10 protein-coding genes are annotated in these 11,454 nt (G+C 71.1%); 4 read left to right on the top strand and 6 right to left on the bottom strand.

Annotated features, from left to right (window positions below; translation table 11 throughout):
• Nucleotides 1–154 precede the first annotated feature (154 nt).
• From DZF91_RS18540 to DZF91_RS38980, 4 genes are all read left to right on the top strand, one after another.
• On the top strand, nt 155–625 hold the full coding sequence (locus DZF91_RS18540) for a bifunctional nuclease family protein (protein WP_026416580.1): 471 nt from the start codon (nt 155–157) through the stop codon (nt 623–625).
• Nucleotides 626–1,314: 689 nt separating this feature from the next.
• Nucleotides 1,315–1,917: a MerR family transcriptional regulator gene (locus DZF91_RS18535; protein WP_117358714.1), complete on the top strand. Its 603-nt coding sequence runs from the start codon at nt 1,315–1,317 to the stop codon at nt 1,915–1,917.
• A 536-nt stretch (nt 1,918–2,453) separates the two neighbouring features.
• On the top strand, nt 2,454–3,287 hold the full coding sequence (locus DZF91_RS18530; protein ID WP_117358713.1) for a DUF4184 family protein: 834 nt from the start codon (nt 2,454–2,456) through the stop codon (nt 3,285–3,287).
• An 834-nt stretch (nt 3,288–4,121) separates the two neighbouring features.
• Entirely contained in the window at nt 4,122–4,373 is a 252-nt protein-coding gene (locus DZF91_RS38980; protein WP_147341208.1) for a hypothetical protein, read from the top strand.
• Nucleotides 4,374–4,659: 286 nt separating this feature from the next.
• Here DZF91_RS38980 and DZF91_RS18525 read toward each other — a convergent pair whose 3' ends face one another.
• The 6 genes from DZF91_RS18525 to DZF91_RS18500 all read right to left on the bottom strand — a co-directional run.
• Nucleotides 4,660–5,229, bottom strand: coding sequence for a GNAT family N-acetyltransferase (locus DZF91_RS18525; protein ID WP_117358712.1), 570 nt, complete (start codon nt 5,227–5,229; stop codon nt 4,660–4,662).
• A 361-nt stretch (nt 5,230–5,590) separates the two neighbouring features.
• A complete protein-coding gene (locus DZF91_RS18520; protein WP_235834390.1) occupies nt 5,591–7,006 on the bottom strand; it encodes a carotenoid oxygenase family protein in 1,416 nt (471 codons plus the stop codon).
• Nucleotides 7,007–7,008: 2 nt separating this feature from the next.
• On the bottom strand, nt 7,009–8,892 hold the full coding sequence (locus DZF91_RS18515; RefSeq protein ID WP_117358710.1) for an MFS transporter: 1,884 nt from the start codon (nt 8,890–8,892) through the stop codon (nt 7,009–7,011).
• 98 nt (nt 8,893–8,990) lie between these two features.
• Nucleotides 8,991–9,557, bottom strand: coding sequence for a TetR/AcrR family transcriptional regulator (locus DZF91_RS18510; RefSeq protein ID WP_117358709.1), 567 nt, complete (start codon nt 9,555–9,557; stop codon nt 8,991–8,993).
• Between the two features lie 128 nt (nt 9,558–9,685).
• Nucleotides 9,686–10,507, bottom strand: a complete 822-nt coding sequence (locus DZF91_RS18505; RefSeq protein WP_117358708.1) for a carbohydrate ABC transporter permease — start codon at nt 10,505–10,507, stop codon at nt 9,686–9,688.
• Nucleotides 10,504–11,454 (bottom strand): carbohydrate ABC transporter permease (locus DZF91_RS18500; protein WP_199486722.1); only part of this gene is annotated, 951 nt, incomplete at its 5' end. The genes DZF91_RS18505 and DZF91_RS18500, both read right to left, overlap by 4 nt.

The following is an 11,454-nucleotide window of genomic DNA, read 5'->3' as shown; positions in this document are numbered from 1 at the left end:
CCCGGAAGGGGCGGCGGGCCCGGGGCGGCGCGATTTGCCCGCCCGCCGCCCGGACACCCGGAGGCGGGCGGGGTGTACGTTGGCTACAGGGGTCGGCGGCCAGCCGGTCCGGACGAGAGCAGATCGAGGCCGCGAGGACCAGCAGGGAGCCGCTGTGAAGCAGATGGAGGTCGTCGGCGTCCGGGTCGAGATGCCCTCCAATCAGCCGATCGTCCTGTTGAAGGAGACGGAGGGCGATCGCTACCTGCCCATCTGGATCGGGGCGGTCGAAGCGACCGCGATCGCCTTCGCCCAGCAGGGCGTGCTGCCCGCGCGCCCGCTCACCCACGATCTTTTCCGGGACGTCCTGGACGCGCTGAGCGTGCAGCTGCGGACGGTCAACATCACCGCCCTGCGCGACGGGATCTTCTTCGCCGACCTGGTCTTCTCCAACGGCGTCGAGGTCAGCGCCCGGCCGTCGGACTCCATCGCGCTCGCGCTGCGCACCGGCGCGACGATCTTCGCCGCCGAGGACATCCTCGAGGAGGCGGGCGTCGCGATCCCCGACGAGCAGGAGGACGAGGTGGAGAAGTTCCGCGAGTTCCTCGACACGATCACCCCGGAGGACTTCGGCCGCGCCGGCTGACGACCGTCCGGAGCCCCTTCCCGGCCCGACGCGAACGGGCGGGACGTGGCGTGAAAGGCCGGGACGTGCCGCCGGGGACGCATGGCCCGCTCCCTCACCGCCGAGGTGAGGACCGTCCGACACGAGGGTGATCATAACCACACTTCTCGCGGCGCTCGGCGGTAAAATACGCACTTGTCATCGGGTCTCCCGAGGCCGGTCGGCGCGGTTGTCGCGGCGCGGTCTCAGTGAGGTCCTCCCACGGCTTCCTGGTCGTTCCACCAGCGTGCTATGGCGTTCGCGTTACCTCCGGCCCACCCGGGTGCGGGGTCGTGCGTCGCCCGCGTCCGGTCCGGCGGATCCGTCCGGGCGGGGCGCGGATCGCGCCCGGGTCGGCGGTCCACCGCCGCCCGGCGGCACGGATGCGCCGGTCACCCGGTGTGACCTGCGGGATCGTGGCACCGCCGACGAGATCCGGAGGCGGCCGCCCCGCTCCGTTTCCGCACGGGGGAGAGGTGGGTAGGAGTTCGATGACGGCGAAGGTGCGCAGTTTGCCCACGTGAAGCCGGTTCATCCGGGTAGGCGACGCGCCGACGACGAACGTTGACCACACCCTGACCGGCACCTACCGTGCTGGTGGAACACCCGTGGTGTCATTCGTCAAACCCCCTTGACGGAACACCGCGGGCTGATAGAAGCCGGAGGTCCGCGTGGCGGTGAGCAGCGGCGAGGGCAAGGCGACCCCCGACAGGCGCATGGCGTCCCAGCGCGCCGGAGAGCAGGGTCTGCTCTTCGACACCCGGGTCTCGGCGCCGCCGGAGGATGTCGGCTACCGGGGCCCCACGGCGTGCGCCGCGGCCGGGATCACCTACCGACAGCTCGACTACTGGGCGCGCACCGGCCTGGTCGCGCCGAGCGTCCGGGCGGCGCAGGGGTCGGGCAGCCAGCGGTTGTACGGGTTCCGCGACATCCTGGTGCTGAAGGTGGTCAAGCGGCTGCTCGACACCGGGGTCTCGCTCCAGCAGATCCGCACGGCGGTGAACCATCTACGCGACCGCGGCGTCGAGGACCTCGCCCAGATCACGCTGATGAGCGACGGGGTGAGCGTCTACGAGTGCACCTCGGCCGACGAGGTCGTGGACCTGCTCCAGGGCGGCCAGGGCGTCTTCGGCATCGCGCTCGGCCGGGTCTGGCAGGAGGTCGAGGGCAGCCTCGCCGAGCTGCCCGCCGAACGCGCCGACGTCGGCGACTGCGACGACACCCACCCGCACGACGAGCTCGCCCACCGCCGCCGCGCCCGCCGCACCGGCTGACCCTCTCTCCCCGGCGTCCGCCCCCGCCCCACCTCTCGCCCCCGCATCCGGCCCCTCCGCATCCGCCGCACCGCACCAGCAGAACCCCCAGACGCGTCCTTCGCAGTGACTCGCCATCCGCCTGATTCCTGCTTCCGCGGCTCAGAGGTCAACGGCCTTCCCCCACAAGCCGGGGACCACGTTCACGGACCTTGGTCATCATGTGCCGCTTCGGTCCTCCCGGGGGCGTGGGGGCCACATCACCGGCCTCACAGAGGCGATGAGCGTCAACGGTCCAGCCTCACGGGCGTTGGGACTGGGAGCCTGGCCGGGGGGTGTTTCCTGTGGTGACGGCTCTTCGGTGTACTGCTGCGGGGCTATTTCCGGGGTGACCTTGGGGCTGACGGGTCGCCCTGGAGAGTGAGGGCGGACCGTCCCGTGAGGTGATGCTCAGAGGGGCGGAGGGTGACAGGGTTCGAGGGACGCTGCGGAGCCGGCGGTGCCTGGTGCCGGTTCGGCTTCCGTGCGCTGTGCCCCACTGATCGAGGACCTGTTCGTTGCCTTTCACGTTCTGTCATCCGGCCGTCGTGCTGCCCCTGCTGCGCCGTCCGTTCGTCCCGGTGGCGCTGGTCGCTGGGACGATGGCCCCTGACCTGCCGTACTACGTTCCGTTCGAGGCGCAGGAGGTGCTGCTGTATCCGGGAGCGTGGTACTTCCGGGCGTTCGACGCCGGTGCCACCCACGGGGTCAGCGGGATGTTCGGCATGTTCGGGTTCGATCTGCTGGTGACGGCGGTGTTCGTCGGTGTGTTCCAGGTGTGCCGGAAGCCGCTCTCACTGCTTCTTCCGGCGCGGTTCGCGTCGTGGTCGTCGGTTCCGGCGTCGGCGGGCGGGCGGGGTGTCTCGCTTCTGCTGCGGGGGCCGGTGTCGGCGTTGGTCGGGATCGGTTCGCATATCGCCTGGGACGCGACGACCAAGGGCGGGATGGCGGCGGCGTTTCCGTCCTTGCGGCAGCCGGTGGTGGGCTCGACGGACGGCCTCACGGTGATCTCCTACGCCAACACGTTGATCGGCGCGGTGGTGGTGATCTGGTGGTTGTGGCGTCGGGTTCCGGCGGAGCACTCCACCGCTTCCCGGCCTCTGCCCGCGCCTGTGCGCTGGGGCGTGCCGATCGGTGTGCTTGGAGCGGCGGGTGCCGCGGTCGCGGTGCCCGGGCCCGGTACGGACAGTTTGCGCGTGATGGTGGTCAGGGCCGTTGGCGTGATGGCCGCCGTCCTGTTCGGATACGCGGTGACCTGGCACGCGTCGCGGTTGCTGCTGCGACGGGGGCAGACGGACGCTTCGGACGGTGGTGCCGCGCGGACGGTGATCACGCCGGCCGGAAGACTCTGAGGCGTCCGGCCGGCGCGAAGATTCCTTGGCCTGAGGGTCACGGGGTGGCTGTGACGCGTGGAGTTCCCTTCGAGCTGGTGGTCGGGAACGGTGTCGAAGGGGTGTCGGTGCTCGGAGTCGGTGTGCGCGGGCCTTCCTGCCAGCCCTCGATGGGGTGCTTCTCCAGTTCGATCCAGAGCCGGATGAGCACCCCGGCAATGAGCGCGACGACGACGAAGACCGCGATGTCTTAACCGCGCCACAACGCCTTCTTCTGACTCGGTAATCACCGGCTACGCCAAGGCCACCACCGGAAGGCAAGTCCCCGGGCGATGTCGCTGGCCGCTCACCCAGTTGCGGCCCCAGCGTTGTCCCAGCGCGGTGATCCTCTCCCGATCCCACGAGTTCTGAAGTGGACCGCCCCCACCGGCCCGGGGAGCCGCGCTTCCCGATCTGCTGCTTCACAAGTGCACATGGAAACGCTGTCGGTGATCGGAGTGCGGCATTGTGAATTCCAAGCATGTGGTCGCATGGGCCGCGCTCCTGCTTTGCGGCTTCAAACCGGGTTGGCTCTCACCCTGGCGGAGAGCTCAGTACGTGTCAGGGCCCCAGTCACCGGCGCTCGTTCGGGGCGCTCATGTTCTGAATGCCCTCATGCTCGACGTTCGGCGGGCGTGAGCTCTGCGTTCACGGCCGGACCGCCGGGCAGTGACCTCACAAATCGGGTCATTTATGAAATGCAGCCGCAGCCGCTATCTCCCGAGGATCTACCCGTCCGCCCTCATGGATCCCCGCCCCTGGGACATCAGAGCTGCACGGCGCGTCCGGCGCCGCTTCACTCTCTGGGAGGGAACCATGCGCATCCTGCGTCACGCCGCCACGGCGACCGTCGCGGTCGCCGCCACCACCACTCTGCTGGCGGTGCCTGCCACCGCCGCGCCCACCGCACCGGCGCACCGCCCCCTGACCTCGGCCGGCCAGAGCAAGGAGAACTGCTGGCCGATCAGCCTCGAGAACTGCCTGAGAAGGGGCGGCAAGCCGACCACCTACGGGCAGCTAGCAAGGCGGACGAGCGCGGGAATCAGCGGTAGCCCGCCGGGATGCTGAGAGGCAGGGGGCGCCGCCCACCCTGGGAATGGTGTCCCTTCCTCGCCGACCGCACGCGGCCGTGCCGCCGTTCACCGGTCGGCTGCCGCCCAGGCTAGGTCTTCGCGCATCGGGTGATCCCCTTGGCGCTGCGTTCCAGGATTGGCGCGGTGCGGGGTTGGGTGCCAAGTGGTCGCGATGGCGAGCGTGCCGACGGCCGCCCTTGGCGCTGGGCGGTGGGTGCGTGGGTGGCGGCGGCTGCCGGTCCAGCGGAACGGGCGCGTCTGCGGATGGTGGGGGTGGCTTGTTACGCCGCAGGGATTTCCAGGATGTAGCCGAGTAGGCCGGTGGAGTCGGGCCGGTGGTGTCCGTCGGGTGCCCAGCCTTGGGAGCGATAGAAGTTCTGGGCTCGCTGATTGAAGCCTTGGACCCACAGGCGGGCCGTGGTCACGGATGCTGCCTGCCATGCCTGGACGCAAACTCTGTGCAGGTCGGTGCCGATGCCTTGCCGGAAGCTGCCGGGGTCAACGTAGAGGTGCATCTCGCTGGTCACGCGTGGGTCGGGGTCGGGGTGGGCGCACGCTCCGATCATCGCGAATCCCACGGGGTTGCCTGCTTTATGGGCGATGAAGACTGTGTGATCAGCAGAGCGGAGGATCCGTGCCCAGTAGTTGTGTCGAGCCGTGGCCCTGGCCGGGTCGGTGAGTTCCGCCTCATCGACGAACCCTCGGTAGTAGTCCGTACGGGCGCGGGTGTGCAGGTCGGCGACCGAGTCGAGGTCTTGGGGCGTGGCCGTGCGGACCTGGGCGGGAGAGTTGCTCATGTTGGCTTCGATGGCGGAGGGACGGTGCATGTTCAGGTCCCAGATGTCGCACATCTCTTATGGGTAGAGCCCTACGCCGGAGGCGGGTCCGTCGCCGGGCAGGTCGCCTCCGACCGGGGTGACGAGCGCGGCCAGTTCCCGGGCGCGTCCGTCCCAGGAAGGGACGACCGGGCGCCCACCAGGGGGAGGTGCCGGGCCTGGCCGGTGCTCGGCGGGCGACCTAAAACCGCCCGTACCTGGCTATCTGCTCATCAGGCAGGAAATCCACTGGCATTCGCGGCACATGGGTGAATCGGCCAGCGTCATCGACTCGCTCGGCGCACGTAGAGAGGAACTGCTTCGTCGGATCCTTGATCGGTGGTTCTGCGACGGGGCCGGGGGAGTGGTTTCCCCCGGCCCCGCTTGGACGGGTTGGTTACTGGTCGTTGTCGGGGATCCAGGAGCCGTGGATGCCGCCGGTGACGCGGCGGGGCAGGTGGACCGTGGCGATCCGGTCGAGGCCGGAGGCGTCCAGGACCAGGAGCTGGGAGGCGTCCTGCTTGAGGTCGGAGACCACGGTGAGCAGGTAGCCGTCGTCTTCGCCGGTGGCGCCCGCGGAGGGGACGAAGACGGCTTCGCTGGGCAGGCGGGCGTCGCCGGCCTCGTGGAGGAGGCGGGCTCCGGTGGAGCGGTCGTACTTGACGACGCCGTAGCCGCCGAAGCCGTCCTGGTCGGGGAAGGAGACGGCGTAGGCGTAGCGGTTCTCCGTGCCCAGGTAGTCCTCGTTGAGGGTGGGGAACTCCACGGCGAGGTCGTCGATGGTCTGCTCGCTGACGCTGCCCTGGGCGAGGTCGACGGTCCAGCGGCGGGTGTAGGAGCGGGTGTTGGGCTCGGTGCCGCGGCCGGGCGCGCCGACCCACCAGTTCCAGGACAGCCGGAAGCCCTCGCGGTCGACGGTGGGGCCCTCCAGCACGATGCGGCCCTGGGCGTCCTCGTAGGCGTTGGCGGCGTGCAGCATGTTGCCCGGTTCGATGGAGAACCAGCGGATCTGCGCCGCGCCGTCGGGGGTGCGGGGCATGACGCCGATGCGGGCGGGCTGGTCGTCGCTCCAGCCGTAGGGGATGCCGGAGTGCTCGGCCGGGTCGAAGGTGACCGAACCTTCGACGAACACCACGTGGTGGCGGGTGATGGCGAAGTCGTGCTTGAGGGAGGCGGTGGCGCCGGGGATCTCGGCGCTGTGGACGATCCGCCCCTCGGCGTCGGCGACGTAGTACAGCAGGTACGGCGGGAACGGCGAGGAGCCGAAGAAGTGCAGCTCACCGGTGGCCGGGTCGGTCTTGGGGTGGGCGGTCATCGCCGAACGCAGCTTGCCGCCGAAGTCGAAGGCGCCGATCGTCTCCAGCTCGGCGTCCAGTTCGAAGGGGAGGTTGGCCTCGCACAGCGCGAGCAGCCTGCCGCCGTGCTCGATGACGTGGGTGCCGGCGGTGCTGGCGGTCAGGTCCGGGCCGTGCTCGGTCATGTAGGGGGCGCCGTCCAGGGCCGGGGTCCGGACCCAGCGGTTGCGGTACCACTCGGCGCGGCCGTCCCGCAGCCGGATCCCGTGGACCATGCCGCTGCCCTTGAACCAGTGGGTGGGGGTGACGCCGGGCTTGGGGTTGTGGCTGTTGCGGACGAGCCGGCCGTTCAGTTCCGGCGGCAGGTGGCCCTCGACGGTCAGGCCGGTCGCGGTGATCTCGTCGACGGCGGGGGTGTAGTGGCCGGTCAGGTAGGGCTTGGCGGTCATGGTTTGCTCCTGGGGGTCGGTGTGGTGCTGGTGCCGGGTGGACGGGTCGGGGGAAGAGGTGCGGGTCATGGTCAGGCGGGCTGCTCGGCGCGCGTCTTGAGGGCGGCGAGCCAGGATTCGAGGGAGGCGTGCAGGGCCCGGCCGAGCTGCTCGGCGGCGGCCTCGACGGGCGCCCCGGCCCACGACTCCTCGGTGCGGACGGTGACGCGCCCGCCGTCGGCGGTGAACGTCCACACGTGGACGCCGTCGATGCCGCCGGCGGGTCCGCCCCACACGATCCGCTCACCGGGGACCACCTCGAAGACGGTGGAGGTGATGTCCAGGCCGTGGGTGGTCCAGCGGAACGAGCTGCCGGGCTCGACCGGGCCGCTGAGCGACGCGGTGTCGATGTCGCCGTTCCAGGTCGGCCAGGCGTCGATGCCGGTGTGGACGGCCCAGACCCGCTCGATCGGGGCGTCGATGGTGGTGGACAGGCGGACGATCACCGGGGCGGTCTCGTCGATGGTGCGCATTTCGGGGTTCCTTTCGGTCGGACGGGTCAGGTCGGTCGATGGGGTCAGGGCGGTCGGACGGGTCAGTTCGGTCGGACGGGTCAGGTGGGCCGCCAGGACGGCGGTGGCGAGCAGGACGGCGGCCGAGGCGGTGAACGCCGCGCGGTAGCCGTCGGTGAGGGCCTGGAGGTGCGGTGCGGAGGAGCCGGCGGTGACCGACCCGGCGAGGGTGGCCAGGACGGCCAGGCCGATCGCGCCGCCGACCTGCCGGGTGGTGTTCACCAGCCCGCCGGCCGCTCCGGAGTCGGCCCTGGCGACGCCGTCCGTCGACAGGTCGGTGAGCCGGGTGAAGGCGACGCTGAGGCCGAGGCCGACGAGGACGCTCGGGGGCAGCACGTCGGTGAGGTAGGAGCCGCCTGCGCCGATCCGCCCCAGCCACGCCAGCCCGGCGGCCTCGACGAGCAGGCCGGCGAGCAGCGCCCGGGACGCGCCGATCCGGGCGGTGATCCGGGGCGACAGGGCGGAGCCGAGCATGACCGCTCCGGCGAGCGGGAGCTGCCCGAGCCCGGCGAGCAGCGGCCCCTGCCCCAGGACCTCCTGCTGGTAGAGCGGCAGGAAGAAGAACAGCGCGAGCCACACCGACCCGAACAGCCCCATCAGCAGGTTGCCCGCACCCACCCGGCCGCCTCGCAGCAGCCGCGGCGGGACGAGGGGATCGGGGTGGCGGCGTTCGGCGAGGACGAACAGCACCCCGAACACCGCGGCGGCGGCGAGCGCGCCCAGGACGCGCGGGGCCGTCCAGCCCTGTGCGCGGGCGGTCGTCAGCCCCCACACCAGCGCGGTCAGAGACGCGGTGACCGTGACGGTTCCGAGCAGGTCGAAGCGTCCGGTGCCGGGCGCGGCGGACCGGGGAGCCGAGACCGCGACGGCGGCCAGGACGGCGAGGCTCCCTACGGCGACGGCGAAGAACAGTGCCCGCCAGCCCCACGCCTGGGCCAGGAGTCCGCCCAGCAGGACCCCCGCCGCGCCTCCCGCGCCCGAGACCGCTCCCCACACCCCGAGCGCCCTGCCGCGTCCGGGGCCGGACGGGAACAGGCCCGTCACCACGGCCAGCGCCGCCGGGGCGATCGCCGCCGCGCCCGCACCCTGCACCGCCCGTGCGGCGATCAGCAGGCCCGCCGACGAGGCCAGCCCGGCCGCCGCCGACGCGCCGCCGAACACCGCCAGACCGCCCAGCAGCACCCGGCGGTGCCCTGCCAGGTCCGCCGCCCGGCCGCCGGCCAGGAGCAGCGCCCCGAACACCAGCCCGTAGGCGTTGACGACCCACGTCGTGCCGCCGTCGCCGAGCCCGGCGCCGTCCCGGATCTGCGGGAGCGCCACGTTGACGATCGAGTTGCCGAGCACGACGAGGAACTGCGCCCCGGCCAGGGCCGCGAGCGCCGGGCCCGCGGTCGTTCTACGCATCTCCGACTCCAGTTGTGTGTGGTTGACCACTCACTCTTGCCTTCAAAAAGAAGGCGGGACGCGAGCCCCGCCGGTGCGGCCCCGGATCGTCCGGGCGGTCAGTAGTGGGTGATGCCCGCCGACAGGGTCCGCGCCCAGGGCGCCTGCACCTGCTCGGTGCCGGTGGACACCAGCAGGTGGCAGAGCATGCCCCGGGCGAAGAAGTCCTGGACCTGGGCCTCACCGCCGCCGGAGGCGCCGCGCACGTACTCCACCAGCCGGGCGTAGCCCTGCCGGACCGCCTCGCGCACCGCCGGTTCCGACACCGCCGCCGCCTGGGCGTGCAGCTGGATCAGCATCAGCGCGTTGTCGCTGATCAGGCGGGCGTAGGCGTCGCCCATCGCGTGCAGGACGGTCTCGGCCGAGCCGCCGCCGCAGGTGGCCACGGCCTCCTCCAGCGCGCCGCGCACCTTCACGAAGCAGTGCTCGACGACGGCCACGAACAGGGACTCCTTGCTCGGGAACAGCCGGTAGACGTAGGCCTGGGAGATCCCCGCGGCCTTGGCCACCTCCGTGGTGGTGGTGCCCCAGTAGCCGCGCGCGGCGAAGGCACCGATCGCGGTGGCGAGTACGGTCTCCCGTCGCTCGTCGGCGGTGGACAGCTGGCGTCCTCGGCTCGTCATCATGTGAGTAATAAACCACTCACACTTTCCCGTGTCAAGCCGGGCCGGGCGGCCGGAGCGCCGACGGGGGAGAGGTGTGCGTCCCGCACGTTGCCTTCCGGTCGTCCAGTCGTCCGGGAAGTACCGGTCCGTCATCCCTTGGTCGCGCCGGCGGTCAGGCCGCCGATCAGCTGGCGTTCGGCCACGGAGTAGAACGCGATCGCGGGGATCATCGCCAGCACGATGTAGGCGATGACGAGCGCGTAGTTCGTCGCGTACTGGCCCTGGAACTGCTGGATGCCCACCGGAATCGTCTGCCATCTCTGGTTCCCCAGCACCAGCAGGGGCAGCAGGAAGTTGTTCCAGCTCGTCACGATGGCCAGGACCGACACGGTGCCGAGCGCGGGCCGCGCCATCGGCAGCAGGATCCGCCAGAAGAACCCGAACCGGCCGCAGCCGTCCATGACGGCGGCCTCCTCCAGCTCGGCGGGGATCGTCCGGAAGAAGGACCGAAGGATGATCAGCGTCATCGGCAGCGCGAACGCGGCCTGCGGCAGGATCACCCCGAGCGGGTTGTCGAGCAGGCCGAACGAGCGCAGCAGGACGAACAGCGGCAGCACCGCCACCGCGGGCGGGAACATCAGGCCCGCCGCGAACAGGGTGAAGAAGAACTCGCGGCCGCGGAAGGCGTAGCGGGCGAACGCGAACGCGGCCAGCGCGGCGGCGGCCACGGTGATGAGCGTGGTGGCGACGGCGATCAGCGCGCTGTTGCCGATCTGCCGCCAGAAGGTGCCGGACGACAGGATGCCGGTGTAGTTCGACACCTTCCACGGGTGCGGGAGCCCGGCGGGGTCCGTGGTGAGGTCGCCGGTGGTCTTGAAGCCGGAGACGACGGCGTACAGCAGCGGGACGACGACAAAGGAGCCGAGCAGCCACACCAGCGCGTGCCGGGACAGGCCCCGGACGGTCCTCATCGCGCTCCTCCCGCCGAGGTGACCGCGCCCCGGAGGTCGCGGCGCAGCGCGTAGCGCTGGTAGAGCAGGGAGAAGACCATGCTGATGAGGAACATCGCCACACTGATCGCGCTCGCGTAGCCCATCTGGTAGCGCTTGAAGCCGAACTGGAACATGGTGACGGCCATCGTCTCCGTGGAGTTGGTCGGCCCGCCGGTCGTGGTCACCCACACCAGGTCGAACAGCTGGATCGAGCCGATGACGGACAGGAACACGCTGATCCGCAGGGTGGGCGCGAGCAGCGGCAGCGTGACCGAGCGGAACCGGCGCCACGGGCCGGCCCCGTCGATGGCGGCGGCCTCCAGCACCTCCGCCGGGACGCCCTGCAGCCCGGCGAGGTAGATCATCATGTGGAAGCCGAAGTACTTCCAGGTCATGACGGCGAACAGGGTGGGCAGCGCGGTGCGGGGATCGGAGAACCACGTGCCGGCGAGGCCGCCGACCAGCGGCAGGCCGCCGACGAGCTCGTCCGCGAGCCCGCTGCCGGGCAGGAAGATGATGCCGAACAGCACGCCGGCGATCACCTCGGACAGGATGTAGGGCGCGAAGAAGACCGCCCGGTACACCGCGCGGCCCCGCATCCGCTGGTTCAGCAGCACGGCGGTGCCGAGCGCGATCGGCAGCTGGACGACCAGCGACAGCACGACGATCAGCAGGCCGCGCCACAGGTCGCCGCGGAAGATCGGGTCGCCCGCCAGTTTCCGGTAGTTGTCCAGGCCGACGAAGTCCTCCGGGCGGCCGAAGCCGCCCCACTTGAAAAGGCTCGTGTAGAGGGCGACGGCGATCGGTATCAGGACGAACAGGAAGAAGAGCAGCAGCGCGGGTACCAGGAACCAGGTGGTGGACGCCCAGCCGCGCAGCCGAGTACCGAGCGGCGCCCGGGCGCCCCGGCCGGACGGGGTCCGGGC

The sequence above is a fragment of the Actinomadura logoneensis genome, from assembly GCF_003428695.1.
GTDB classification, from domain to species: domain Bacteria; phylum Actinomycetota; class Actinomycetes; order Streptosporangiales; family Streptosporangiaceae; genus Spirillospora; species Spirillospora logoneensis.
This window is presented reverse-complemented; position numbering and strand designations above follow the sequence as displayed.

Bases quoted from the DNA above. Each gene is read 5' to 3' on its own strand.
- DZF91_RS18505 (WP_117358708.1), bottom strand. From the start codon at position 10,507: ATGAGGACCGTCCGGGGCCTGTCCCGGCACGCGCTGGTGTGGCTGCTC.
- DZF91_RS18525 (WP_117358712.1), bottom strand. From the start codon at position 5,229: ATGTGCGACATCTGGGACCTGAACATGCACCGTCCCTCCGCCATCGAA.
- DZF91_RS18515 (WP_117358710.1), bottom strand. From the start codon at position 8,892: ATGCGTAGAACGACCGCGGGCCCGGCGCTCGCGGCCCTGGCCGGGGCG.
- DZF91_RS18520 (WP_235834390.1), bottom strand. From the start codon at position 7,006: ATGACCCGCACCTCTTCCCCCGACCCGTCCACCCGGCACCAGCACCAC.
- DZF91_RS18510 (WP_117358709.1), bottom strand. From the start codon at position 9,557: ATGATGACGAGCCGAGGACGCCAGCTGTCCACCGCCGACGAGCGACGG.
- DZF91_RS38980 (WP_147341208.1), top strand. From the start codon at position 4,122: ATGCGCATCCTGCGTCACGCCGCCACGGCGACCGTCGCGGTCGCCGCC.